This window comes from Curtobacterium sp. 179-B 9B NHS (genome assembly GCF_045370965.1).
In the GTDB taxonomy this organism is placed as follows: domain Bacteria; phylum Actinomycetota; class Actinomycetes; order Actinomycetales; family Microbacteriaceae; genus Curtobacterium.
Map to the genome: position 1 here is coordinate 36,640 of NZ_JBIQDQ010000018.1, position 24,192 is coordinate 60,831.

General features: G+C 71.7%; 23 protein-coding genes. 2 read left to right on the forward strand and 21 right to left on the reverse strand.

Translation table 11 applies throughout. The features are described 5' to 3' along the window. The 5 genes from priA to ACH0A8_RS13850 all read right to left on the reverse strand — a co-directional run bounded on the left by priA (position 1) and on the right by ACH0A8_RS13850 (position 3,682). The gene (priA, locus tag ACH0A8_RS13830; RefSeq protein WP_406907387.1) at positions 1 to 747 is read right to left on the reverse strand and encodes a bifunctional 1-(5-phosphoribosyl)-5-((5-phosphoribosylamino)methylideneamino)imidazole-4-carboxamide isomerase/phosphoribosylanthranilate isomerase PriA; all 747 of its coding nucleotides are present in this window, start codon (positions 745 to 747) and stop codon (positions 1 to 3) included. A 132-nt stretch (positions 748 to 879) separates the two neighbouring features. Further along, the gene (gene hisH / locus ACH0A8_RS13835; protein ID WP_066653320.1) at positions 880 to 1,515 is read right to left on the reverse strand and encodes an imidazole glycerol phosphate synthase subunit HisH; all 636 of its coding nucleotides are present in this window, start codon (positions 1,513 to 1,515) and stop codon (positions 880 to 882) included. Continuing rightward, the gene (gene hisB, locus ACH0A8_RS13840) at positions 1,512 to 2,114 is read right to left on the reverse strand and encodes an imidazoleglycerol-phosphate dehydratase HisB (protein WP_066653318.1); all 603 of its coding nucleotides are present in this window, start codon (positions 2,112 to 2,114) and stop codon (positions 1,512 to 1,514) included. The genes hisH and hisB overlap by 4 nt, the downstream gene beginning before the upstream one ends. Continuing rightward, a complete protein-coding gene (locus ACH0A8_RS13845; protein ID WP_066653311.1) occupies positions 2,111 to 3,235 on the reverse strand; it encodes a histidinol-phosphate transaminase in 1,125 nt (374 codons plus the stop codon). The genes hisB and ACH0A8_RS13845 overlap by 4 nt, the downstream gene beginning before the upstream one ends. Before the next feature lie 72 nt (positions 3,236 to 3,307). Continuing rightward, on the reverse strand, positions 3,308 to 3,682 hold the full coding sequence (locus ACH0A8_RS13850; protein WP_406907388.1) for a LysM peptidoglycan-binding domain-containing protein: 375 nt from the start codon (positions 3,680 to 3,682) through the stop codon (positions 3,308 to 3,310). Positions 3,683 to 3,917: 235 nt separating this feature from the next. On the opposite strand from ACH0A8_RS13850, the gene lexA reads away from it, so the two are divergent. Further along, the gene (lexA, locus tag ACH0A8_RS13855; protein ID WP_066653301.1) at positions 3,918 to 4,562 is read left to right on the forward strand and encodes a transcriptional repressor LexA; all 645 of its coding nucleotides are present in this window, start codon (positions 3,918 to 3,920) and stop codon (positions 4,560 to 4,562) included. A 195-nt stretch (positions 4,563 to 4,757) separates the two neighbouring features. Here lexA and hflX read toward each other — a convergent pair whose 3' ends face one another. Beyond that, positions 4,758 to 6,296, reverse strand: coding sequence for a GTPase HflX (gene hflX, locus ACH0A8_RS13860; RefSeq protein ID WP_406907389.1), 1,539 nt, complete (start codon positions 6,294 to 6,296; stop codon positions 4,758 to 4,760). Between the two features lie 61 nt (positions 6,297 to 6,357). Between hflX and ACH0A8_RS13865 the strand changes: the two genes are divergently transcribed. Continuing rightward, positions 6,358 to 6,972 (forward strand): class I SAM-dependent methyltransferase, encoded by a 615-nt coding sequence (locus ACH0A8_RS13865; RefSeq protein WP_251154831.1) that lies wholly within the window; start codon positions 6,358 to 6,360, stop codon positions 6,970 to 6,972. Positions 6,973 to 7,239: 267 nt separating this feature from the next. Here ACH0A8_RS13865 and dapF read toward each other — a convergent pair whose 3' ends face one another. The 15 genes from dapF to dapA form a co-directional block, all read right to left on the reverse strand. Then, positions 7,240 to 8,130 (reverse strand): diaminopimelate epimerase, encoded by an 891-nt coding sequence (dapF, locus tag ACH0A8_RS13870; RefSeq protein WP_066653297.1) that lies wholly within the window; start codon positions 8,128 to 8,130, stop codon positions 7,240 to 7,242. Continuing rightward, positions 8,127 to 9,095, reverse strand: a complete 969-nt coding sequence (miaA, locus tag ACH0A8_RS13875) for a tRNA (adenosine(37)-N6)-dimethylallyltransferase MiaA (RefSeq protein ID WP_406907390.1) — start codon at positions 9,093 to 9,095, stop codon at positions 8,127 to 8,129. Before miaA ends, dapF begins: the two co-directional genes overlap by 4 nt. Further along, positions 9,082 to 10,575: a tRNA (N6-isopentenyl adenosine(37)-C2)-methylthiotransferase MiaB gene (gene miaB / locus ACH0A8_RS13880; RefSeq protein ID WP_271826485.1), complete on the reverse strand. Its 1,494-nt coding sequence runs from the start codon at positions 10,573 to 10,575 to the stop codon at positions 9,082 to 9,084. The genes miaA and miaB overlap by 14 nt, the downstream gene beginning before the upstream one ends. A 61-nt stretch (positions 10,576 to 10,636) precedes the next feature. After that, positions 10,637 to 11,698 carry a RecX family transcriptional regulator gene (locus ACH0A8_RS13885; protein WP_406907391.1) on the reverse strand — a complete coding sequence of 354 codons (1,062 nt, stop codon included), beginning with the start codon at positions 11,696 to 11,698 and terminating at the stop codon, positions 10,637 to 10,639. Beyond that, on the reverse strand, positions 11,695 to 12,753 hold the full coding sequence (gene recA / locus ACH0A8_RS13890; protein ID WP_066653287.1) for a recombinase RecA: 1,059 nt from the start codon (positions 12,751 to 12,753) through the stop codon (positions 11,695 to 11,697). The genes ACH0A8_RS13885 and recA overlap by 4 nt, the downstream gene beginning before the upstream one ends. Before the next feature lie 257 nt (positions 12,754 to 13,010). Beyond that, a complete protein-coding gene (locus ACH0A8_RS13895) occupies positions 13,011 to 13,235 on the reverse strand; it encodes a DUF3046 domain-containing protein (RefSeq protein ID WP_209686053.1) in 225 nt (74 codons plus the stop codon). A 65-nt stretch (positions 13,236 to 13,300) separates the two neighbouring features. Next, a complete protein-coding gene (locus ACH0A8_RS13900; protein ID WP_058742950.1) occupies positions 13,301 to 13,609 on the reverse strand; it encodes a helix-turn-helix domain-containing protein in 309 nt (102 codons plus the stop codon). 155 nt (positions 13,610 to 13,764) lie between these two features. Next, entirely contained in the window at positions 13,765 to 14,268 is a 504-nt protein-coding gene (locus ACH0A8_RS13905) for a CinA family protein (RefSeq protein ID WP_406907392.1), read from the reverse strand. 80 nt (positions 14,269 to 14,348) lie between these two features. Further along, a complete protein-coding gene (gene pgsA / locus ACH0A8_RS13910) occupies positions 14,349 to 14,984 on the reverse strand; it encodes a CDP-diacylglycerol--glycerol-3-phosphate 3-phosphatidyltransferase (RefSeq protein WP_066653285.1) in 636 nt (211 codons plus the stop codon). 4 nt (positions 14,985 to 14,988) lie between these two features. Then, entirely contained in the window at positions 14,989 to 18,066 is a 3,078-nt protein-coding gene (locus tag ACH0A8_RS13915; RefSeq protein ID WP_406907393.1) for a DNA translocase FtsK, read from the reverse strand. A 68-nt stretch (positions 18,067 to 18,134) separates the two neighbouring features. Further along, positions 18,135 to 19,382, reverse strand: a complete 1,248-nt coding sequence (locus ACH0A8_RS13920; protein WP_209686057.1) for an ABC transporter permease — start codon at positions 19,380 to 19,382, stop codon at positions 18,135 to 18,137. Further along, the gene (locus ACH0A8_RS13925) at positions 19,379 to 20,152 is read right to left on the reverse strand and encodes an ABC transporter ATP-binding protein (RefSeq protein WP_271826489.1); all 774 of its coding nucleotides are present in this window, start codon (positions 20,150 to 20,152) and stop codon (positions 19,379 to 19,381) included. Before ACH0A8_RS13925 ends, ACH0A8_RS13920 begins: the two co-directional genes overlap by 4 nt. Further along, positions 20,149 to 21,168: an efflux RND transporter periplasmic adaptor subunit gene (locus ACH0A8_RS13930; RefSeq protein WP_271826490.1), complete on the reverse strand. Its 1,020-nt coding sequence runs from the start codon at positions 21,166 to 21,168 to the stop codon at positions 20,149 to 20,151. Before ACH0A8_RS13930 ends, ACH0A8_RS13925 begins: the two co-directional genes overlap by 4 nt. Before the next feature lie 183 nt (positions 21,169 to 21,351). Continuing rightward, on the reverse strand, positions 21,352 to 23,028 hold the full coding sequence (locus ACH0A8_RS13935) for a ribonuclease J (protein ID WP_209686063.1): 1,677 nt from the start codon (positions 23,026 to 23,028) through the stop codon (positions 21,352 to 21,354). 48 nt (positions 23,029 to 23,076) lie between these two features. Continuing rightward, the gene (dapA, locus tag ACH0A8_RS13940; RefSeq protein ID WP_058730183.1) at positions 23,077 to 24,054 is read right to left on the reverse strand and encodes a 4-hydroxy-tetrahydrodipicolinate synthase; all 978 of its coding nucleotides are present in this window, start codon (positions 24,052 to 24,054) and stop codon (positions 23,077 to 23,079) included. Between the last annotated feature and the right edge of the window lie 138 nt (positions 24,055 to 24,192).

The window sequence follows — 24,192 nt, forward strand, 5'->3', positions numbered from 1 at the left end:
CTACTCCGAGGCGATGTCGAGGGCGGCCGGCAGCGTGAAGGCGCCGGAGTACAGCGCCTTGCCGATGATGGCGCCCTCGAGACCGTGCGGCACCAGCTCGCGCAGCGCTCGGAGGTCCTCGAGCGTCGAGATGCCGCCCGAGGCCACCACGGGCTGGTCGGTGCGGTCGCAGACCTCGCGCAGGAGCTCGACGTTCGGCCCCTGCAGCGTGCCGTCCTTCGTGACGTCGGTCACCACGTAGCGGGCGCACCCGGCGGCCTCGAGCCGGTCGAGCACCTCCCACAGGTCCCCGGCGTCCTCGGTCCAGCCGCGGCTCGCCAGCGTGGTGCCACGGACGTCGAGGCCGACGGCGATCTGCCCGCCGTACTCGCCGATGACGCGCGCAGCCCACTCGGGCTTCTCGAGCGCCGCGGTGCCGAGGTTGACGCGCGCAGCACCGGTCGCGAGCGCCGCCTCGAGCGAGGCGTCGTCGCGGATCCCGCCGGAGAGCTCGACCGAGACGCCCTCGACCTCGCGGATCGCCTTCGCGATGACCGCCCGGTTGTCACCGCGCCCGAACGCCGCGTCGAGGTCGACGAGGTGGATCCACTCCGCACCCTGGTCGCGCCAGGTGCGGGCCGCGGCGACGGGGTCGCCGTACGAGGTCTCGCTGCCGGCCTCGCCCTGCGTGAGGCGGACGGCCTGGCCGTCGACGACGTCGACGGCGGGCAGCAGGACGAGGGGCGGGGTCGAGGTGAGGTCGGTCATGGTCCTGTCGGTTCTCGATGCGGTGTGGTGCGGCCGTCGTGGCGGCGCGGCCGGTCCGGCTCTGGTGGCCGTTGCGGCCGGGAGGCGCGGCGTGCGTCCGTCGGGCGGTCGTCCGCCCGGTGGACGGCCGGGTCAGAGCGAGTCGACCCAGTTGCGGAGCAGCCGGATGCCCGGCTCCCCCGACTTCTCCGGGTGGAACTGCGTGGCCGTCAGTGGGCCGTTCTCCACCGCGGCGACGAACCGCTGCCCGTGCTCGGCCCAGGTCAGACGCGGCGCACGGAACGGGCCGTAGGCGTCGAGCGGGAAGTCCGTCACGCCGTACGAGTGGACGAAGTAGAACCGTTCGTCGTGCAGGCCGTCGAAGAGCACGGAGTCCTCGGGGGCCTCGACCGTGTTCCAGCCCATGTGCGGCAGGACCTCGGCACGGATCTCCTCGACCGTGCCCGGCCACTGGCCGAGCCCCTCGACGTCCGCACCGCGCTCGACCCCGCGGGCGAACATGACCTGCATGCCGACGCAGATGCCGAGCACCGGTCGCCCGCCGGCCAGACGGTGGTCGACGATCTCGCCGCCGCGGACGCCCTCGAGCTGGTCGACGACGGCGGCGAACGCGCCGACACCCGGCACGAGCAGACCGTCGGCGCGGAGCGCGGCCTGCTTGTCGGCGGTCAGGGTGACGTCGGCGCCGGCGCGCTCGAGCGCCTTGGCAGCCGAGTGGACGTTGCCCGATCCGTAGTCGAGGACGACGACGTTCGGCTTCGCGGTCACAGCTTCCCCTTCGTGGACGGGATGCCGTCGACCCGCGGATCGAGCTCGACGGCGCGGCGCAGCGCGCGCGCGAAGGCCTTGAACTCGGCCTCGGCGATGTGGTGCGGGTCGCGGCCACCGAGCACACGGACGTGCACCGTGATGCCGGCGTTGAACGTGATCGCCTCGAACACGTGGCGCACCATCGAACCGGTGAAGTGCCCACCGATCCGGTGGAACTCGAACCCCTCGGGCTCACCGGAGTGCACGAGGAAGGGACGACCGGAGACGTCCACCACGGCCTGGGCCAGGGCTTCGTCGAGCGGGACGAGCGCGTCGCCGTAGCGGCCGATGCCGGCACGGTCGCCGAGGGCCTGCTTCAGGGCCTGCCCGAGCACGATGCCCGTGTCCTCGACCGTGTGGTGCACGTCGATGTCGGTGTCGCCCGTCGAGCGCACGCGGAGGTCGATGAGCGAGTGCTTGCTGAACGCCGTCAGCATGTGGTCGAAGAAGGGCACGCTCGTCGAGACGTCGGACGAACCGGTGCCGTCCAGGTCGAGCGAGAGCTCGATGCTCGACTCGCTCGTGCTCCGGCTGATCGAGGCGGTGCGGGCGGTCATGCGTCAACCCTAACCGGCGGCTGGACGGCGGCCACGCGGCGCATGGCTTCGAGGAACGCGGTGGTCTCCTCCTCCGTCCCCGCACTCACGCGCAGGTGGTTCGGGATGCCGAGGTCGCGCACGATGACGTCCTGGTCGAGCAGGGCCTCGAACGCCGCGTTCGGGTCGGCGACTCCGCCGAACAGGACGAAGTTCGACCAGGTCTCGTACGTGCGGTACCCCATCGCCCGCAGCTCCGTGACCATCCGGTCCCGCTGCTGCTTGATGTCGTCGACCATCGCCAGCATCGCCGGAGCGTGCCGGAGCGCGGCCACCGCCGCCGCCTGCGTCAGCGCGGACAGGTGGTAGGGCAGCCGCACCAGGCGGAGCGCGTCGACCACGGCGGGGTCGGCCGCCAGGTACCCCACGCGGGCTCCGGCGAAGGCGAAGGCCTTGCTCATCGTGCGGGAGACCACGAGCCGCGGACGGCCGGGCAGCAGCGTGACGGCGCTCGGGGCGTCCGAGGGCATGAACTCGGCGTAGGCCTCGTCCACCATCACGATGCCGTCCGTCGCGTCGTAGGCCGCGCGGATCGTCTCGATGTCGAGCGGGGTGCCCGTCGGGTTGTTCGGGCCGCACAGGAACACGATGTCGGGTCGGTGCTCCCGGATGGCCGCGACGACCGTCTCCGGCGCGATGCGGAACTCGTCGTCGCGCTGCGCGGGGATCCAGCGCGTGCCGGTGCCGGACGCGAGGATCGAGTGCATCGAGTACGTGGGCGGGAACCCGAGCACCGACCGGCCCGGGCCACCGAACGCCTGCAGGAGCTGCTGCAGGACCTCGTTCGACCCGTTCGCCGCCCACAGGTGCGCAGGGGTGAGCTGCTGCCCGGCGGAGAGTCCACCGTTCAGGTAGCCCGCGAGGGACTCGCGGAGCTCGGTGAACTCGCGGTCGGGGTAGCGGTTCACGGTCGTCAGGGCCTGCCGGATCGAGGCGACGATGTCCTCGGCGACGGCCTCGGGTACGGGATGCGTGTTCTCGTTGACGTTGAGCTGGACGCGCACGTGCTTCTGCGGAGCTCCGTACGGGCTCTGCCCACGGAGGTCGTCACGGATCGGGAGGTCTTCGAGCGTGGTGTCCACCGACCCATCGTAGGCCGGGACCCCCGACGGCGACCGGCCGTCCGGACGGTGGTCAGGCGAGCGCCGACCGGATCAGTTGCCCGCGGTGTACTTGACCGGGATCGCGATCTGCTCGCCGGCCTGCAGCGTCGAACCGTCGAGGGCGTTGAGGCTCACGACGTCCTGCACGAAGTCGCGGGGGTCGGCCTGCGGCGCGGTCTCCTCTGCCAGCTGCCACAGGGTCTCACCCGGCTGCACGGTGACCGTCTCGAAGTGCACGGGAGCACCGGCACGCGAGGAGTCGCCGGCAGAGGCCTGTCCACCGTTCAGTACGGAGAGGGCGACGACGAGGAAGACCGGGAGGGCCGCGACGGTCGTCAGGACGATGCGGCCGCGGCGCGTGATGCGCAGGCGGGTACGGACGGCGGGCGTCGCGGCGCGCTGGTCAGCGATGGCGATGGTGCTCATGTCGTTCTTGCCTTCCCGTTCGGAGGAACCGAAGTCGTGTACCGAACATAGTTTCGAATGCGACCTCGCACAAGTCACAGGAAGAGGTTTGTGCGGGATTTTCTGCCGACACGCTCGAACAGGTGTTTGTCCGGCCCGGAGCGGTCGGATACTGTTTCGATCGACTGGGACGAGTCAAGCGGGGACCACTGACATTCCTGCCCGACCGCCCGGCACCGACGAAGGGCGAGACGACGTGGCGGACGAACTGCGGGTCCAGAAGCCGTTGACGGCGAAGCAGCAGGCGATCCTCGACGCGATCCGCGCGTCGATCGCCAGCCGGGGCTACCCGCCGAGCATGCGGGAGATCGGCGACGCCGCCGGCCTCTCCTCGCTCTCGAGCGTCTCCCACCAGCTCGGCCAGCTCGAGCTCGGCGGCTGGATCCGTCGTGACCCGAACCGTCCGCGCGCGCTCGAGGTCCTGGTCGACGAACCGACCCCCGACGTCGAGACGCCCGACGTCGACGCCACGACCCTGGTCCCGCTCGTCGGCCGGATCGCCGCCGGTGTGCCGATCACGGCCGAGCAGCACGTCGACGAGATCGTCCCGCTCCCCCGGCAGCTGGTCGGCACGGGTGACCTCTTCATGCTCAAGGTCGTCGGCGAGTCGATGATCGACGCAGCGATCTGCGACGGCGACTGGGTGGTCGTCCGGTCGCAGCAGACCGCGGACAACGGGGACATCGTCGCCGCGATGCTCGACGAGGAAGCGACCGTCAAGGTCTTCCGCCAGCGCGACGGCCACACGTGGCTGCTCCCGCGCAACTCCGCGTTCGAACCGATCCTCGGCGACGCGGCCACCGTCCTCGGCAAGGTCGTGGCGGTCTTGCGCTCGATCTGACGCCGGAACAACGTGGAGCAGCCCGCGCCACGGAATCCCGTGGCGCGGGCTGCTCCGCGTTGTGCGAAGTCACGCCGCACCGTCCGACGGCGCGACGTGAGCAGGCGACCGCACCGTACCGCCCAGGGGCCGGACCGGCGCGCCGGACCCGACCCGTGCCTCCCGGCCGGGGGTGTGGCGCGACCGTCTGCGGGACTACGCCGTCGCGACCGGCGTGACCACGTACGGGTCGAGCTCCGCGACCTGGCGCTGGAAGACGCGCACCCGCAGGCGGGTGCCGTCCTCGACGTAGTCGGTCGTCTCGACTGCTCCCGCGTCGTGCAGTGACGACACCAGGTCGCCACGGTCGTACGGGATCACCACCGTCAACTCGACGTCCGGTTCTGGCAGCCGTGCCTCGATCGCGGCGAGGAGCTCGGGCACGCCCTCGCCCGTGCGGGCGGAGACGAACACCGCGTCCGGCACGAGTCCGACCAGCACGAGTCGCTGCGCCTCGTCGATGAGGTCCGCCTTGTTGAACGCGACGACCTCGGGGATGTCCCGCGCTCCGACGTCACCCATGACGTCGCGGACCGTCGCGAGCTGCGCGGCGGGGTCGGGGTGCGACCCGTCGACCACGTGCACGATGACGTCGGCCTCGCCGACCTCCTCGAGCGTGGAGCGGAAGGCCTCGACCAGCTGGTGCGGCAGGTTCCGCACGAAGCCCACCGTGTCGACGAACGTGAACTCGCGGCCGGCGCTGCTCTCGGTCCGGCGCACCGTGGCGTCGAGGGTCGCGAACAGCTGGTTCTGCACCAGGACGCCCGCGCTCGTCAGGCGGTTCAGGAGCGAGGACTTGCCGGCGTTGGTGTACCCGGCGATCGCGACGCTCGGCACCTCGTTGCGGTGCCGGTCGGCGCGCTTGGCATCCCGGGCCGGTCGGAAGCCCGCGATCTGACGGCGGAGCTTCGACATCCGCGTGTTGATGCGCCGGCGGTCGAGCTCGATCTTCGTCTCCCCCGGACCACGGGAGCCCATGCCGGCACCGCCGGAGACCTGGCCACCGGCCTGGCGGGACATCGACTCACCCCAGCCGCGCAGACGCGGCAGCAGGTACTGCAGCTGGGCCAGCTCGACCTGGGCCTTGCCCTCGCGCGTGGTGGCGTGCTGGCTGAAGATGTCGAGGATCACGGCGGTCCGGTCGATCACCTTCACCTTCACGACGTCCTCGAGCGCTCGGCGCTGGGAGGGGGCGAGCTCCGTGTCCGCGACGACCGTGTCGGCGCCGGTCGCCTTGACGACCATGGCGAGCTCCTCGGCCTTGCCCTTGCCGAGGTAGGTCGCCGGGTCGGGGTTGGGCCGGCGCTGCAGGAGCCCGTCGAGGACCACGGCACCGGCGGTCTCGGCCAGGGCGGCGAGCTCGCGGAGGGAGTTCTCGGCGTCCTGGGCGTCGCCCTGGGGGTACACGCCGATCAGCACGACCCGCTCGAGCCGGAGCTGCCGGTACTCGACCTCGGTGACGTCCTCGAGCTCGGTGGAGAGCCCGGTGACGCGCCGCAGGGCGGCGCGGTCCTCGCGCTCGTACTGGTCGCCGTCGCCGGACCAGCCGTGCTCGTCGACCGATCGTGTCTGGATGGCCTGGGCCGGAGCGAAGATCGCCGACGTGGCCCGGGTCTCGGCATTGCGGAGGACGCGTTCCACGACACCCTCGGCGCTGTCGTCGGATCGTCCGTCGTTCATGGTGGTTTCCGTCATCTTCTCCACAGGGTACCGCCGCCACGCCCGGGACACACGGGCTCGCCGGTACGGTTCTTCCATGGCGAACGAGCACTACTTCTCCGCGAACCCCTCGTCGGAGGCCCGTGAGCGACAGGTGCACGTCACGCTCGCCGGACGGTCGCTCACGCTGTCCACCGCCGCGGGCGTGTTCAGCCCGGACGGTGTCGACCGCGGCACCAGGGTGCTGCTCGGGTCCGTGCCGCCGCCCGCGCCCGAGGGCGACCTGCTCGACATCGGCTGCGGGTGGGGGCCGATCGCGATCACGATGGCGCTCGAGTCGCCGGACGCCCGGGTCTGGGGCGTGGACGTCAACGAGCGGGTCCTCGGTCTCGCGCAGCGCAACGCCGTCGCAGCCGGGGTGTCGAACGTCACCGTCGGGCTGCCGGACGAGCTCCCGGCGGACCTGCACTTCCGCACGATCTGGTCCAACCCGCCGATCCGGGTGGGCAAGGACGAACTGCACGCCATCCTGCTGACGTGGCTGCCCCGGCTCGAGGTCGGCGGGGACGCCTGGCTGGTGGTGTCGAAGGACCTCGGCGGGGACTCCCTGCAGCGGTGGCTCGGGGACGCGCTCGGGGACGGGTTCGCGGTGTCGCGGGCCACGACCGACAAGGGCTTCCGCGTGATCCGGGTCCGCCGGACCGCCGAGTAGCCCGGGGCAGGGCGCAGGCGGCGGGTCGGGCTGCGCTGGGCTGCGCCCGTACCCGCACGAGACGCCGGCGTCGACGCGAGACGCATCCGGACAGCCGAGACGCCGCCGAGATCGACGGCGTCTCGCACGCATGACGGCGTCTCGAGGACACGCCGGTGTCTCGCGAGCACGCCGGCGCGTCGTCTGCACCTCGCCGTCGCACTGGCACGACGGCGTCCCGCTCGCGCGGGCACGGCGGCAGCGCGGTACCGCAGCACCGCGGCACCGTCAGACGGTCAGGTCCCCGGAAAACACGAGCTCTGCCGGACCGGCCAGCGCGACGTGCTCGCCGTCCTCCGCCGCGAACATCCGCACGGTGACGACCCCGCCCGGCACCCGCACCCGCCAGGTGTCCGGCGCCGAGGGCCCCGCCCAGTACCGCGTGGCGAGGGCGGCCGCGACCGCACCGGTGCCGCAGGACAGCGTCTCGCCGCTCCCCCGTTCGTGCACGCGCATGGTGATCTCCCCCACGCCGTCCTTGACGAGGGGGTCACCGGGCAGCACGAACTCGACGTTCGCGCCCGCTGCGGGCGCCGGGTCGAGGACGGGGACGTACGTCAGGTCGACCTCGGCGAGCTCGTCCTCGGTCGCCACGGCCACGACGACGTGCGGGTTGCCGACGTCGATGCCGAGTCCGGGTCGTGCACCGTCGAGCTCCTTCGCCCGCACGGTGACGTCGTTCGCCCCGCCGCCCTCGATGCCGAGGCCCCAGCGCCCGAGGTCGGCCGAGAAGCCGTTCGTGGTGCGCTGGACGTCGACGAGCCCCTTGCGGCTGCCGACCGTGAGCGTCTCCCCCGGCGCGAGGTCGACGAGCCCGGACTCGGTCAGGTACCGCGCGAAGACGCGGATGCCGTTCCCGCACATCTCGGCGACCGAGCCGTCGGCGTTGTGGTAGTCCATGAACCAGGTGGCGGCGGGTTCGACGGCGACGAGCGTGCGCCCCTCGGGGATCGCCTCCGACCGGACCGCCCGGATGACACCGTCGGCGCCCACGCCGAAGCGGCGGTCGGCGATGGCCCGGATGCGCTCGGGGGTCAGGTCGACCGTTGCGTCGGGGTCGGCGAACAGGACGAAGTCGTTGCCCGTCCCCTGGCCCTTCGTGAAGTGCAGCTCGGTCACGGCACGATCCTACGGGCCGCCGCATGCAGCCCCGCGACGTCGGCGCCGCTGACGTCGATGACCTCGGCGTCGTACCGCTTGAACCAGGACACCTGTCGCCTGGCGTACTTGCGGGTCGCGACCGCCGTCGCCTCCACCGCCTCGGCCGTCGTCGCTCGGCCGTGCAGGACGTCGAGCGCCTGCGAGTACCCGATCGCCGCGCGCGCCGTGCGTCCCTGCTCCAACCCCTCCGCGCAGAGCGCCTCCACCTCGTCGACGAGGCCGTCGGCGAACATCCGCTCGGCCCTCGCGTGCAGGGACGCGACGAGCCCGCTGCGCTCGCGGTGCAGGTGCAGCACCCGAGCCGGTCGCCATGCGCGGGGCGCGGCCGGGAGGCGCGGGGTCACGACCTCGGACCGGCTCGCGATCTCCACGGCCCGGATGAGCCGCCGAGGGTTGCGGGAGTCGACGTCGGCTGCCGCGGCCGGGTCCAGGGCGCGCAGGCGCGCGAGGAGGGCGTTCGGCCCGTGCTCGGCGTGCTCGCGCTCGAGCTCGGCGCGGAGCTCCGGGTCGGTGCCGGGGAAGGCGAGGTCGAACAGCACCGCCGACACGTAGAGCCCGCTGCCGCCGACGAGCACCGCGGTGCCGCCGTCCGCCGTGATCCGTTCGACGTCCGCACGGGCGCTGCGTTGGTAGGCCGCGACGCTCGCCTCGTCGGTCACCGCGAGCACGTCGAGCTGGTGGTGCGGGATGCCCCGCCGCTCCGCGACCGACAGCTTGGCGGTGCCGACGTCCATGCCGCGGTAGAGCTGCATGGCGTCGGCGTTCACGACCTCCGCGGGACGGCCGCTCGCCCGCAGCCGTTCCGCGACGGCGAGGGCGACCTCGGACTTGCCGGTGCCGGTCGCACCGACGACCGCGATCAGGTCGGGGGTACCGTCCTGGCGCGGTCCGACCGCCGCGAGCGGCCGGTCAGCGTCCGACACGGAGGCTCGGCAGCCCGAGCGAGACCGGACGGGGCCCGGCGCCCGGGGCGGACGGGGTCGGCACACCGCAGCTCTCGGCCTGCGCACGGTCCCAGGCGTCACCGGCACGGGTCCGACGGATCCGCAGGGGGCCCTCGTTGTCGGCGATCAGGAAGTGTGGGGCTGCGCGCGTGATCTCGACGGTGACGACGTCGCCGGGACGCGGGACGGCGGAGCCCTGCGGCACGGCGAAGTGCACGAGGCGGGAGTCCTCGGCGCGGCCGGACAGGCGCTGGGTGGTCTCGTCCTTCTTGCCCTCGCCGGTGGCGACGAGCACCTCGACGCTCCGACCGACCTGCTTCGCGTGCTCCTCGGCGGTGATGCGGTCCTGCAGCGCGATGAGCCGGTCGTAGCGTTCCTGCACGACCTCCTTCGGCAGCTGGTCCGGCATCGTCGCCGCCGGCGTGCCCGGACGGATCGAGTACTGGAACGTGAAGGCCGAGGCGAACCGCGACTGCTCCACGACGCGCAGGGTGTCCTCGAAGTCCTCGTCGGTCTCACCGGGGAACCCCACGATGATGTCGGTGGAGATCGCTGCGTCCGGGATCTTCGCCCGCACGCGGTCGAGGATGCCGAGGAACCGCTCGCTCCGGTAGCTCCGACGCATGGCCTTGAGCACCCGGTCCGACCCGGACTGCAGCGGCATGTGCAGCTGGGGCATGACGTTCGGGGTCTCGGCCATGGCGTCGATCACGTCGTCGGTGAACGCGGCCGGGTGCGGGCTCGTGAACCGCACGCGCTCGAGGCCGTCGATCTGACCGGCGGCCCGGAGCAGCTTGCCGAACGCTTGACGGTCGCCGAACTCCACGCCGTAGGAGTTGACGTTCTGCCCGAGCAGCGTCACCTCGATGGCTCCGTCGTCGACGAGCGCCTGGATCTCGGCGAGCACGTCGCCCGGACGACGGTCCTTCTCCTTGCCACGGAGCGACGGGACGATGCAGAAGGTGCAGGTGTTGTTGCAGCCGACGGAGATCGACACCCAGCCGCTGTGCGTGGAGTCGCGCTTGGTCGGCAGCGTCGACGGGAACACGTCGAGCGCTTCGAGGATCTCGATCTGCGCCTCGTCGTTGTGCCGAGCCCGCTCGAGCAGGGTCGGCAGCGACCCCATGTTGTGCGTGCCGAAGACGACGTCGACCCAGGGCGCCTTCTCGAGGATGACGTTCTTGTCCTTCTGCGCCAGGCACCCGCCGACGGCGATCTGCATGCCGGGGTGCGTGCGCTTGATGCCCGCGAGCTGCCCGAGGTTGCCGTAGAGACGGTTGTCCGCGTTCTCGCGCACGGCGCAGGTGTTGATGACGACCACGTCCGCCTGCTCGCCGTCCGACGCCACGTACCCGGCCGCCTGCAGCGACCCGCTCAGGCGCTCCGAGTCGTGGACGTTCATCTGGCACCCGTGGGTGCGGACCTCGTAGGTTCTGGGGCGGGCTTCGACGGTGGCCATGATCGTCCCAGTGTAGGTCGACCGCGGCGTCCGCAGGACGGCCGTCGAGCCCGCCGCCGCGCTACTCGAAGCGGACGGTGCCCCCACCCGAGGGCGAGCGTCGCGGCGGACCGTCGAGCGCCCGCTCCACCGCGATGCGGACGACTCCCGAGCCGTACCCCTTGCGCATCAGGAAGCCGCTCAGGCGCCGCTCGGCAGTCGCACGGTCGAGCCCACGGAGTTGGCGTGCACGCTTCTCAGCGAGCTCGATCGCGCGGACGAACTCGTCGTCGGCGTCGTCCTCCGCGGCCTCGAGCGCCGCGTCGATCGCCGCCTGGTCGATGCCACGGCGCCGCAGCTCGGCGACCACGCCCTGGCGACCGAGGCCCTTGCGCTCGTGCAGCCGGTCCACGAGGTCGGTGGCGAGGGCCACGTCGTCGAGCAGGCCCACGCGCACCAGTCGGGCGACTTCGTGCTCGACGACGTCGTCGTCGAGGTCCTGCTTCGTCAGCAGCTGCCGCATCTCCGACTCGCTGACCCCCTTGCGCCCGAGCGCGCGCATGCTGACACGCTCGGCATCGGCACGCTGCTCGTCGAGCGGTCGTGGGGCGTCGGCCGGGTCGATCTCGTCACCGCTGGCGATGGCGAACACCGATGCGCTCGCGGCGTCCGCGGTGTCGTCGTCGTCGTACCCGTGCTGCTCGGCGCGTGCACTCCGACCGGAGCCGTCGCCGACGACCGGCGACACCCACTCCGCCTCGGACTGCTGTCCGCGGAAGGGGATCGCGGCCGGCACCGGCGGGTCGTCCTCGACGGGCGTCCCCGTCGCCGACCCCGAGCTGGCGGACACGTCGTGCGCCGCGGTGGTCGACGCTCGGCCGAACCGCCGTTCGTCGTCACCCAGCACCATCGACTCGGGCGCCCAGCCGTCGTCGGACGACCCGGTGCCGCCGGGAACGCCACGCTCCGCGCGCGGAGCCAGATCGACCGGGCTCAGGCTCGGCTCGACCGGGTTCGGCTCGACCGTGCTCGATCGAACAGGTTCCGGCTCCGCCGGCGGGGTGCGTCGACCACGACGGGACCGCGCACCGAACAGGTCGGTGACCGGTGCGAGGCCCTCGTCGTGGTCGTCTGCGCCGGTCACGCGCCCTTGCGCTCCGCCAGCTTCGGCGCGATCGACTCGACCGGAGCATCGGCCTTGGCGCCACCGACGCCGAGCTTCGCGAGGATCTTGCCCTCGATCTCCGCCGCGATGTCCGCGTTCTGGATCAGGAACGAGCGCGAGTTCTCCTTGCCCTGCCCGAGCTGGTCGCCGTCGTAGGTGTACCAGGCACCCGACTTCTTCACGATGCCGTGGTCGACACCGAAGTCGAGCAGCGAGCCCTCGCGCGAGATGCCCGTGCCGTACAGGATGTCGAACTCGGCCTGCTTGAAGGGCGGAGCCATCTTGTTCTTCACGACCTTGACGCGGGTGCGGTTACCGACGGCGTCGGTCCCGCTCTTCAGCGTCTCGATGCGACGGATGTCGAGGCGGACCGACGCGTAGAACTTGAGCGCCTTGCCGCCGGCGGTGGTCTCCGGGCTGCCGAAGAACACGCCGATCTTCTCGCGCAGCTGGTTGATGAAGATCATCGTGGTCTGCGTCTGGTTCAGGCCACCGGCGAGCTTGCGCAGGGCCTGGGACATGAGGCGCGCCTGGAGACCCACGTGCGAGTCGCCCATCTCGCCCTCGATCTCGGCACGCGGCACCAGGGCGGCGACCGAGTCGACGACGATCAGGTCGATCGACCCCGAGCGGACGAGCATGTCGGCGATCTCGAGCGCCTGCTCACCGGTGTCGGGCTGCGACACGAGGAGGGCGTCGATGTCGACACCGAGCTTCTTCGCGTACTCGGGGTCAAGCGCGTGCTCCGCGTCGATGAAGGCTGCGATGCCACCCGCGCGCTGCGCGTTCGCGATGGCGTGCAGCGTCAGGGTCGTCTTACCCGACGACTCCGGGCCGTAGATCTCGATGATGCGGCCGCGCGGGAGGCCGCCGATGCCGAGTGCGACGTCGAGCGCGACGGAGCCGGTCGGGATGGTGGCGACCGGCGCGCGCTCGTCCGAGCCGAGACGCATGACCGTCCCCTTGCCGAACTGCCGGTCGATCTGGGCGAGTGCGGTCTCGAGGGCCTTCTCGCGGTCTGCGGGTGATGGCATGGGGTGCTCCTTCGTGCTCGGTGTCGGCCGCCTGTAGGCTGTCGCGTCCACCCCAGCCGGTGGTGCAGGGCTGGTGTTCGGCGACAAGGCTTCGGGCTGTTCCCGATGACCTCGAACCTAGGGCGGGCCACCGACATCACTGCCTGCGACCGCGCGACCTGTGGACGATGGTCCGGGACAGCGCCGATGTGCAGGAACCTAGCACCGATCGAACACGCGTTCGAGCAACACGCCGAACACAGTTTCGGACGACGGCGTCAGTCGCGCGGCTCCGCCAGGCCCTTGCCGTGCCGCTTGTCCAGCGGGACGTCCTGGGAGTCACAGAGTGCTTCCCACACCCGCCTGGCGTCGATGCCCGCGTCGAGCGCGTCCGCCGCCGAACGTCCACCGAGCTCCTCGAGCACGACGTCGCGGGACACCACGGCGCCGTAGGCCTCCCCGAACACCTGGTCGACGGCTCGCCAGAACTCACTCACGCGCATCGGTCCAGCGTAACGACGAACGCCCCCGCCGGCGGACCGGCGAGGGCGTTCGAGGGGGTGGTGCGTCAGCGCACCGCGAGGTCGTTGTCGAACTCGGCGACGAGGTCGTCGGGCAGCGTGTCGGGGACCGGGGTGAGCCCCTCGACGACTGCGAGACGGTCGCCCACCTCGCGCATGATGGTCGAGATCGGGGTGTCGAGGGCATCCGCGACCGAGGCGAGGATCTCGGAGCTGGCCTCCTTCTGCCCACGCTCGACCTCACTGAGGTACCCGAGCGCGACACTGGCCTTGGATGCGACCTGACGGAGGGTCCGGCCCTTCTGCAAGCGGAAGTCCCGAAGCACGTCGCCGATCTCCTGACGAACGAGAACCATGTGGACTCCTCCTTCCTGTCGTCTCCGCGCCCGCCCGGTCCGGGTGACCTGGGGTCGGGTTCAGCAACAGTAGCGTTGCCGTTCGCAGCATGCTAACCACGCCGGCTGCCGTCCTGCTGGAGATTGCGTGGGATGTAACCCAGTGGCAACAGGACCTATTCCCCGCTGTCGACCTCGGTCGTCATCCGTGCCAGGAGTTCGGAGACGGTGGCCGAGCGGATTGCTGCCCGGTCCCCCTCGAGGTGCAACTCCGTCGCGACACTGCGTTCCGCGGATGCGATGCCGACGAAGACGGTGCCCACCGGCTTGCCGTCCTGCGGGTCCGGTCCGGCGACGCCGGTCGTGCTGATCCCCCACGTAGCGGGGACGCCGTCCACCGCCAGGGCCGTCCGGACGCCCGAGGCCATCTGCCGTGCAACCTCCGGGTCGACCGCGCCGTTCGACGCGAGCAGGTCGGCGTCGACCCCGAGCACCGTCGCCTTCACCGGCGTGGCGTAGGCGACCACCCCGCCGCGGACGACGGCGCTGGCCCCGGGGACGCCCACGAGCGTCGCGACGACGAGTCCGCCCGTGAGGGACTCGGCGACCGCGACGGTCTCGCCCCGGGCGGTCAGGACACCGACGAGCGCGCGCGCGAGTTCCTCGTCCGACGCCGACACCGACCCCGACCCCGACCCCGACCCCGACCCCGGCATCGACGACCGACCCGTCGGACCGGCGGCCCCGGTACCGGCCGACGTCATGCTGCTCGGCGGTTGTGCTTCCAGGCCTGCCACAGGTAGTCCGCCCCGCTGAGCACCGTCGCGAGGAGCGCCGCCGTCATGAGGATGCCGTTCACCCAGTGCGCCAGGTCACCGACGACGTTCCACCACGGGAACAGTGCGAGCGTGATCGCGACGGCCTGCAGCACGGTCTTGATCTTGCCGCCGCGGCTCGCCGGGATGACCCGGTCGGACAGCACGGCGAAGCGGAACACGGTGATGCCGATCTCCCGGAGCATGATCAGCACCGTGACGATCCACGGCAGCTCACCCAGGATCGACAGCGCGACGAGGGCACCGCCGATCAGGACCTTGTCGGCGATCGGGTCGACGAGCTTGCCGAAGTCCGTGACCAGGTTCTGGCGTCGGGCGATGATGCCGTCCGCACTGTCCGTGACGATCGCGACGACGAACACGACGGCCGCCCAGACGCGCAACGACGTGTCCTGGCCGCCGTCGGAGAGCAGCATCACGAAGAAGAGCGGCGCCATGAGGATGCGCACCACGGTGATGATGTTGGCGACGTTCGCGGTCGATGCCGGGCCGTCCCCCTTGCGGAGCAACCGTCCGCGCCAGGGGAACCGAGCCCCGTGTGTGGTCTCCGAGCTGGTCACGTGCTCACTCCCTGCCCGTCAGTCCCCATGCGTCCTCGTCCGGTCCGTCGTCCTCGACCTCAGGGTACCCGCGGGTCATGTCCGCCACCGGGTCCGAGCCGTACCGGTCGTCGTCCTGACCACCGGCACCCGCCCCGGCGGGTCCGGCAGGAGCCCCGGAGCCGGCCGCAGCCGGAGCCGAGTCGGCCCCGGCGACGGAGGTCGTGCCTCCCGGCCGGACCGACGGCGGTCCGTCGGCAGCCGGAGCAGCCGGCGGCTCCTCGCCCCGGAGCTTCGCGAGCACGCCCGGGAGCTGGTCGGGCGTGACGAGCACGTCGCGGGCCTTCGACCCCTCGGACGGCCCCACGATGTCACGCGACTCCATGAGGTCCATCAGTCGGCCCGCCTTCGCGAAGCCGACGCGGAGCTTGCGCTGCAGCATCGAGGTCGAGCCGAACTGGGTCGAGACGACCTGTTCGACCGCGGCGAGCAGGAGCTCGAGGTCGTCGCCGATGTCGGCGTCGATCTCCTTGCGCTCCACCACGGCCTGGACGTCCTGCCGGTACTCGGGGCGCGCCTGGCGCGTGACGTGCGCGACGACCTCGGCGACCTCGCTCTCCTGCACCCAGGCACCCTGCACACGGACGGCCTTCGACGAGCCCATCGGCAGGAAGAGCCCGTCACCCTGCCCGATGAGCTTGTCGGCGCCCGGCTGGTCGAGGATGACCCGCGAGTCGGTGACGCTCGTGACCGCGAAGGCCACGCGCGACGGGACGTTCGCCTTGATGAGACCGGTGATGACGTCGACCGAGGGCCGCTGCGTCGCGAGCACCAGGTGGATGCCGGCGGCACGGGCGAGCTGGGTGATCCGGACGATCGACTCCTCGACGTCCCGAGGGGCGACGAGCATGAGGTCCGCGAGCTCGTCGACCACGACGAGCAGGTACGGGTACGGCTTGAGCTTCCGCTCGCTGCCGGCGGGCAGGACGATCTCGTCGTTCTGCACGGCCTTGTTGAAGTCGTCGACGTGCCGGAACCCGAACGACGCCAGGTCGTCGTACCGCATGTCCATCTCCTTCACGACCCACTGCAGCGCCTCGGCGGCCTTCTTGGGGTTCGTGATGATGGGCGTGATGAGGTGCGGGACCCCGGCGTAGATCGACAGCTCGACGCGCTTCGGGTCGACGAGGACCATGCGGACCTCGGACGGCTTCGCGCGCATCAGCAGCGAGGTGATCATCGAGTTGATGAACACCGACTTGCCGGAGCCCGTGGAGCCGGCGACGAGCAGGTGCGGCATCTTCGCCAGGTTCGCGACGACGAAGCCGCCCTCGACGTCCTTGCCGACGCCGATGGTCATCGGGTGCTTCGACTTCGTGGCCGCGCCGGAGCGCAGGACGTCGCCGAGGGAGACGATCTCGCGGTCCGTGTTCGGGATCTCCACGCCGATCGCGCTCTTGCCCGGGATCGGCGACAGGATGCGGACCTCGTTCGACGCGACGGCGTACGACAGGTTCTTCGACAGCGCCGTGACGCGCTCGACCTTCACACCGGGACCGAGCTCGATCTCGTAGCGCGTGACCGTCGGTCCGCGCGAGAACCCCGTGACCTTCGCGTCCACCTTGAACTCGGTGAGCACGCCGGTGATCGCCGCCACGATGTCGTCGTTCGCCTGGCTGCGGGCGACCGAGGGGGTGCCGGCGCTGAGGGTGGTGGCTGCGGGCAGGCGGTACGGGGCTGCCGGGTCCTCGTCGGCGGCGGTCGCGGCGGGCAGGCCGTCGTCGGCGGCTTCGGGCTCGGGCGCCGTCGGCGAGACCACCGGGGAGACTCCGGCGTCGGGCCGGGCGACCGCCGCGGGCTGCTCGGGCACCGGGGCGCCGAAGTCGCGGAGGGCCTGTTCGGCGACGGCGAGGTCCTGCTCGACCTCCTGTGCGCCGTGCACGTCGTCGTGCTCGACCGAGTCGTTGAGGTTCACCGAGGCGGGCACCACGGGCGTGTGGTCCACGAGTCCGGCGGCCGCGCCCGCGTTCGCGCCGGAGGCCGGAGCAGCGGCACCGGCAGCGGCACCTGCAGCCGTACCGGCACCGACGCCGACTCCGGCACCGGTTCCGCGGTCGGGCACGGCCTGCGTCGCCGACGCGGGCAGCACGGGGCTGTCGTACGCCGGGTCCTCCTCGCGACCGGACTTGTTCCGGCGCCACCACGGGACGGTGCTCTCGGCGTCCTCGCTGCCGGCAGCCTGCTCGTCCTCGAACCCGAGGTCCTCGAACAGCGGGAAGTCGGTCTGGTCCTTCGTGCGGCGCTTCGACGTCCGTGCTCGGGACGCTGCCGGAGCGGCGTCCGCCTCGGTGGCGGGTTCGTCCTCGGCCACGGGGGCCGGCGCACCGAACAGGTACGCGTACAGCTCGTGGAGGCGGCGTCCGGTCTTGTTCGGCGGGGTCTTCGTGATGATGAAGAGCGACAGCACGAGCAGCACCACCGCGACCGGCACCGCGACCCACACGGTGGCGACCGCGACGAGCCAGCTGATCACCACCCAGCCGAGGACACCACCGGCGGCGGCCAGGGCGACCATGCCGTCGGACGCGCTCGGCTGCCCGCCGAACACGTGGCAGAGCGACGCGATGGAGACGAGCATCAGCCCGAGACCGATGCCGATCCGGGTGTTGTCGTGCACCGACGCCGGGTGGCGGAAGAGCCATCCGGCGAAGACGATCATGATGACGGGCAGTGCGACCGCCAGTCGCCCGAAGAGCCCGCCGAACGTGTAGGCGTCGAGCGTGACGGACACCGGGTTCGTGGGGTTGAGCCACTCGACGACACCGCCCGCGAGCGCGAGCACGAACAGGAGGAACGGGAAACCGTCGCGTCGTTCGTCCTTGGCGAGGGTCTCCTTGCCGAGCAGCCGGAACAGTGCTCCGACGCCGTGCGCCATCGCGAGCCATGCGGTCACGACGGGGTTCTGCTCGCGGAACACCGGGGTGGGTGCCGCCTGCGGCAGCTTCTTCGTCGTGGCCTGCGTGCGCGACGTACCGCGCGACCCGCTCCCGCGGGACGACGTGGACGCGCGCGAGCGCGTGGTCGACTTGGTGCCTCCGGCCATGCGACGGAGCCTAATCCCCGCTCGGGACATTCCGTGGTCGCCCCGCCGCGACCGGACGCCCTCCGCGCTCAGTACCGGATCGCGTCGATGACCTTGACCCGGACCGCCACGATCGCGGGCAGGAACCCGGCGAGCGCCCCGACGAGCAGCGCCGAGCCGACACCGATCAGCGCCGCCTCGACCGGGAAGGGCGCTCCCCCGACGTCGACCCCGCTCGTGATGAGCCCCCGGACGGTCTCGTTCCCGAGCACCGCCGCGCCGACCATGACGCCGATCCCGCCGGCGACCAGCGTCCCCAGCACGTTCTCGAGCAGCACGGCGACGAAGATGCGTCCGGCGGTCGCACCGACCCCGCGTCGGATGCCGATCTCGCGGATCCGCTGCCGGACGCTCACCAGCGACACGTTGAGCAGCCCGAGCCCGCCGAGCACCAGGACGAGGACGGCGACCCCGGCGATCACCCAGCGCAGCGCACCGAGCGGGTCGCCGTCGACCGAGCCGGCCGCGTCGGAACGGTTCGCGTCGACGGTCCACCCGGGGCCGAGCGCCCGCTCGGCGTCCGATGCGATCCGTCCGGCGACCGCCTTCCCGTCGCTCTCCGGTACCCACACCTCGAACAGCCGCTGCGAACCGTCGTCGGGTGCGGCCTCCGCGCTCGACGTCGCGACCGACCGCGCCAGCTGGTAGAACATCGGCTCGGTGTCGTACTCCGAGGACACGTACCGGCCGATCACGACCGCGGTGACGTCGGGCGTCCCCGGCAGGCGCACGACCGGGTGCGTGACGACGTCCGGGCTGCCGAGACGGTCGAGGAACGCCTGGTTGACGACGAGCGCCGGCGCGAGTCGATCCCGGTCGTCCTCGGTGAACCACGCCCCGTCGTCGACGCGGACGCGGTGCATCTCGGCGTACGCGGGGTCGACGGTGACGCCCTGGGCCAGGGTGACCCCGTCGGGGAACTGCACGGGGCGCTGCGTCCACGACGCCTCGGTCGAGAACCGGACGTGGTAGCGCTCGGCGCCGGCGCGGAGTTCCCGGTCGAGCGCCTCGGCGTCGGCCGCGGCAGCGGCACCCGTGCCGTCCCCCGTGGCCGAGGACGAGCCGGTGACCTGGTAGGTCGCCGGCCGTCCGCCGTACTGCTCGTTGAAGGCGGCGGTCACCCGCTCGGCGAGCGACCCGAACCCGACGACGACCGCGAGCGACGCCACCGCGATCGTGACCCCGATCAGGCTGAGCACGACCCGGCCGCGGTGCACGCGGAGCTCCTGCCAGGACTCGACGAACGTCCCGACGACGGTGGTGAGGAGCCGGTTCACGCCGCCACCCCCGGCCGCTCGACGGAGGCGGACTCGGACGCGGACGCGGACGCGGACTCGGTAGCGGAGGCGGACTCGGTAGCGGACGCTGCCGTGTCGACGACGAGCCCGTGGTCGATCCGGTGGACGACGTCCGCCCGTGCTGCGACCGCGGTGTCGTGGGTGATGGTGACGAGCGCCGCGCCGGTCTCGGCCGCGACGGTCTCGAGCAGCTCCATGACCACGCGGCCGGTGTCGACGTCGAGTGCACCGGTCGGCTCGTCGGCCAGGATGAGCCGCGGCGACCGGACGAGTGCCCGGGCGATGGCGACGCGCTGCTGCTCCCCGCCGGAGAGCCGGTGCGGCTGCGTGTCGGCACGGTCGGCGAGGCCCACCCGGTCGAGCATCCCCAGTGCCAGGCGACGACGCGACCAGAACGCCCGGCCGGTCGCGTAGAGCAACGGGACCTCGACGTTCTCGACCGCGGTGCGACCCTGCAGCAGGTTGAACTGCTGGAAGACGAAGCCGACGTCCGCGCCGCGCACCCGGTCGCGTCGGACCGAGCCGGCACGGCCGACGTCCCGCCCGTCGAACTCGTGCAGCCCCTCGGTCGGGGTGTCGAGCAGGCCGAGGACGTTGAGCAGCGTCGACTTGCCCGAACCCGAGCGGCCGACGATGGCGACGCGGCTGTCCGCCTCGACGTCGAGGTCGACACCGCGCAGGATCTCCAGCGTGGAGCCGTCGGGGAGCGGGACGGACTTCCGGAGGTCGCGGACGTGCACGAGGCTCATCCGGTCACCACCGCGCCGTCCTCGGCGAACTCGTCCTCGGGCTGCGCCTCCTTGCCGGGGACGAACTGCAGGACGGTCTCGCCCTCGGTCAGCCCGTCACGCACCTCGACCGTCTCGCCGTCGTTGAGGCCGAGGGCGACCTCGCGCTCGGAACGCTTCCCGTCGTCGTCGACGACGGTGACGACGCCGCGCTGCGCGGTCCCCTGCACGGCGGTCGTCGGGAGCGTCAGCACGCCCTCGGCCGAGCCCGCGGACACGGCGACCGTGACCTCGAGCCCCGGGAACACGGTGACGTCCCCGGGGACGTCGCACCGCAGCTGCGTCGCACTCTCGGCGCCCGAGGAGCCCCCGCCACCGTCCGCACCGTCGGGACCCGCGTCCGACGGCTCGCCCGCCGCCGAGGCGGACGCGGAGCTGAGCGCGAGGTTCGTGCAGGTGAAGGGCGCCGGCCCGTCCGTGATGGTGACGGTCGCCTCGGAGGGGCGCGAGGTGAGTCGGTAGAGCTGCGCGGCCTCGAGCGTCGCGGTCACACGGTACGACTCCGGGGCGACCCGGGCGACGGTGTCGCCGATCGCGACGGGCTGCTTCGCCACCAGGTCGAGTCCGGACACCGTGCCGGACGACGAGGCGACGACGGTCGCGAAGGTCACGGATGCCGGCGAGGGCTCGCCGTCCTCGGTCGTGCCCTCCGCCGGGGTCTCGACCCGCAGGTCGATGATCGGCGCGCCCTGCTCGACGTGCGTGCCGTTCGTCACGAAGACCCGGTTGACGGTGCCCTCGGCGGTGGAACGCACCGGCGTCGCGGCGACGGACTCGACGTGACCGGTCGCCTCGACGTCGTTGACGACGTCCCCCGTCTCGACGGTGACGGTCGGGTCCTCCAGCTGCGCGGTCGGGGTCGTCTCCTCGCCCTCGGGCTGCGCCGCGAAGAAGGCGAGGCGGACGAGGGACACCGCGATGGCGGCGAACACGAGGAACTTCAGGCCGGGCCACACCCAGCGACGCAGGACGGTCACCCTGGGACGGTATTGGCTGACATACCGAGGGAGCATCAGCCTGTGGGATGACGCAGGTCGGCCACCCGGCCGGTCACGCGGTGGACGCCCGTCCGCACCACGGGGTGCAACGCGGCCGGGAGGCACGGCGAGCGTTCCCGGGGAACGCTCGCCGTGCCTCCCGGCCGGCTGCGGCGCGTCTGCCTACGCCTCGATGACCACCGGGACGATCATCGGGCGGCGGCGGTGCTTCGTGTTCACCCAGCGGCCGACGGTGCGGCGGACGACCTGCTGGAAGGCGTGCGCGTCCCGCGTGCCGTTGCCCGCCGCGTCGGCGAGCGCCTTCGCGATCTGCGGACGGACGTCGTCGAAGACGGAGTCGTCCTCGGCGAAGCCGCGCGACTGGATCTCCGGGCCGACCACGCACTGCCCCGTCGTGAAGTCCACGGCGCAGAAGATCGAGATGAAGCCCTCCTCCGCCAGGACCCGACGGTCCTTGAGGTCGGCGTCGGTGATCTCGCCCACGGTCGATCCGTCGACGTAGACGTAGGCGATGTCGAGCTGTCCGGCGACGCTCGCGACGCCGTCCTTCAGGTCGACGACGATGCCGTCCTGGCCGAGGATGACGTTGCGCGGCGGCACACCCGTCTGGATCGCCAGGTCGGCGTTCGCGTACAGGTGGCGGTGCTCGCCGTGCACGGGCAGCACGTTGCGCGGGCGCAGGATGTTGTAGCAGTAGAGGAGCTCGCCGGCCGACGCGTGGCCGGAGACGTGCACCTTCGCGTTGCCCTTGTGGACCACCTTCGCGCCGAGCTTCGTCAGCCCGTCGATGACCCGGTAGACGGCGTTCTCGTTGCCCGGGATGAGGCTCGACGCGAGGATGACGGTGTCGCCCTCGCCGATCTCGATCTGGTGCTCGAGGTTCGCCATGCGCGCGAGGACGGCCATCGGCTCGCCCTGCGACCCCGTCGACATGTAGACGATCTGGTCGTCCGGGACGTTCTTCGCCTTCTTCGTGTCGATGAGCACGTCGTCCGGCACCCGGAGGTAGCCGAGCTCGGCGGCGATGGTCATGTTGCGGATCATCGACCGCCCCATGAACGCGACCTTGCGGTTGGTCGCCGCGGCGGCGTCGAGGACCTGCTGCACTCGGTGGACGTGCGACGAGAAGCTGGCGACGACGACCTTCTTGCGGGCGCGGGAGATGACGTTCTCGAGCACCGGGCCGATGTCACGCTCGGGCGCGGTGAACCCGGGGACGTCGGCGTTGGTCGAGTCCGGCAGGAACAGGTCGACGCCCTGCTCGCCCAGGCGGGCGAAGGCACGGAGGTCGGTGATCCGGTCGTCCAGCGGGAGCTGGTCCATCTTGAAGTCACCGGTGTGCAGCACGCGCCCGGCGGGGGTCGTGATCGCGACGGCGAGGGCGTCCGGGATGGAGTGGTTCACGGCGACGAACTCGAGGTGGAACGGACCGAGCTGCTCGGTCTGGTCCTCCTGCACGACGAGCGTGTAGGGCTTGATCCGGTGTTCCTTGAGCTTCGCCTCGACGAGCGCGAGGGTCAGCGTCGAACCGATCAGGGGGATGTCGCCCTTGAGCTTGAGCAGGTAGGGGACGGCGCCGATGTGGTCCTCGTGCCCGTGGGTGAGCACGACACCGAGGACGTCGTCGAGACGGTCCCGGATCGGCCCGAAGTCGGGGAGAATGAGGTCGACGCCCGGCTGGTGCTCCTCGGGGAAGAGCACGCCGGCGTCGACAACGAGCAGCTTGCCGTCGAACTCGTACACGGTCATGTTGCGACCGATCTCGCCGAGACCCCCGACGGGGATCACGCGGAGGGTGCCGGGTTCGAGCGGCTGCGGTGTGGAGATCTGGGTGGGCATTCGGTCCTGACTGTCGTGCGACGCGCTACCGCTGCGCCGCGTGCTTTCCTAACGTGTGGTGCCTGGCACCTTCGGCAGTGCGCCGCCGGCCGCCGCGTTGCGGTCCGGGCGGAAGTTCGAGAAGTCGGCACCGGGGATGTCCCGGACCGCTTCGAGGGAGGTCTCGATGGCGTAGGCCTCGGTGTCCTCGGGGCCGACGAGCGGCAGCCGGACGCGCGGGCTGCCGATCCGGCCGAGGCCGTGGAGCACGTACTTCGCCGCGACGGTCCCGGGGACGTGGGTCATGATCGCACGGACGAGCGGTTCGACGCGCTTGTGCTCCGCGGTGGCGGTCGCCAGGTCGCCGCGGTTCACGGCGTCGACGATCGTGCGGTACGGCGTGCTCGTGATGTTCGCCGTGACGCCGATCAGCCCGGTGGCGCCGATCGACAGGTGCGGGAGCACGTTCGTGTCGTCGCCCGAGAAGTACATGAGGTCGGTGTTGTTGAGCACCCGGGAGACCTCGGCGAAGTCGCCCTTGGCGTCCTTCACGGCGAGGATGTTCGGGTGGTGCGACGCCCGCACGATGGTCTCGTACGTGATCGGGATACCCGTGCGGCCCGGGATGTCGTACAGGATCACCGGCAGGTCGGTGGCGTCGGCGATCATCCGGAAGTGGGTGAGGACGCCCGCCTGGGTCGGCTTGTTGTAGTACGGCGTGACGATCATCACGCCGTCGGCGCCGGCCTTCTCGCTCTGCTTGTAGAGGTGGATCGCGTGCGCGGTCTCGTTGGAGCCGCCGCCCGTGATGATCTTCGCGCGGCCCGCGGCGACGGACTTGCCGACCTCGACCAGGCGGAGCTTCTCCGGGTCGGTCAGCGTGCTCGTCTCGCCGGTGGTGCCGGTGACGACGATGCCGTCGGCGCCGGCCGTGATGCAGTCGTCGATGTGCTGCTCGACGCCGGGCCAGTCGACCTCGCCGTCGGCCGTGAACGGCGTCACGAGGGCGACGAGGACCTGACCGAAGGGATTCTCACGCGGGGACACGCCCTCCAGCGTACCGGGGATGCGCGACGGCACCGCCGTCCGGTCGGACGGTGCGCGGCTCGCGGACGGTGCGACACCGCGGCCGGTTCCGGCGCGGCTCGGCTGCGGCCGGGAGGCGCGGCCCGACGCCGCCCCGCA

Coding starts and splice junctions, on each gene's coding strand:
- ACH0A8_RS13850 (WP_406907388.1), bottom strand. CDS start 3,682: ATGAGCACCATCGCCATCGCTGACCAGCGCGCCGCGACGCCCGCCGTC.
- ACH0A8_RS13925 (WP_271826489.1), bottom strand. CDS start 20,152: ATGAGCCTCGTGCACGTCCGCGACCTCCGGAAGTCCGTCCCGCTCCCC.
- hisB (WP_066653318.1), bottom strand. CDS start 2,114: ATGACCGCCCGCACCGCCTCGATCAGCCGGAGCACGAGCGAGTCGAGC.
- ACH0A8_RS13900 (WP_058742950.1), bottom strand. CDS start 13,609: ATGGTTCTCGTTCGTCAGGAGATCGGCGACGTGCTTCGGGACTTCCGC.
- priA (WP_406907387.1), bottom strand. CDS start 747: ATGACCGACCTCACCTCGACCCCGCCCCTCGTCCTGCTGCCCGCCGTC.
- ACH0A8_RS13865 (WP_251154831.1), top strand. CDS start 6,358: ATGGCGAACGAGCACTACTTCTCCGCGAACCCCTCGTCGGAGGCCCGT.
- recA (WP_066653287.1), bottom strand. CDS start 12,753: ATGCCATCACCCGCAGACCGCGAGAAGGCCCTCGAGACCGCACTCGCC.
- miaB (WP_271826485.1), bottom strand. CDS start 10,575: ATGGCCACCGTCGAAGCCCGCCCCAGAACCTACGAGGTCCGCACCCAC.
- hflX (WP_406907389.1), bottom strand. CDS start 6,296: ATGACGGAAACCACCATGAACGACGGACGATCCGACGACAGCGCCGAG.
- ACH0A8_RS13895 (WP_209686053.1), bottom strand. CDS start 13,235: ATGCGCGTGAGTGAGTTCTGGCGAGCCGTCGACCAGGTGTTCGGGGAG.
- ACH0A8_RS13915 (WP_406907393.1), bottom strand. CDS start 18,066: ATGGCCGGAGGCACCAAGTCGACCACGCGCTCGCGCGCGTCCACGTCG.
- ACH0A8_RS13935 (WP_209686063.1), bottom strand. CDS start 23,028: ATGCCCACCCAGATCTCCACACCGCAGCCGCTCGAACCCGGCACCCTC.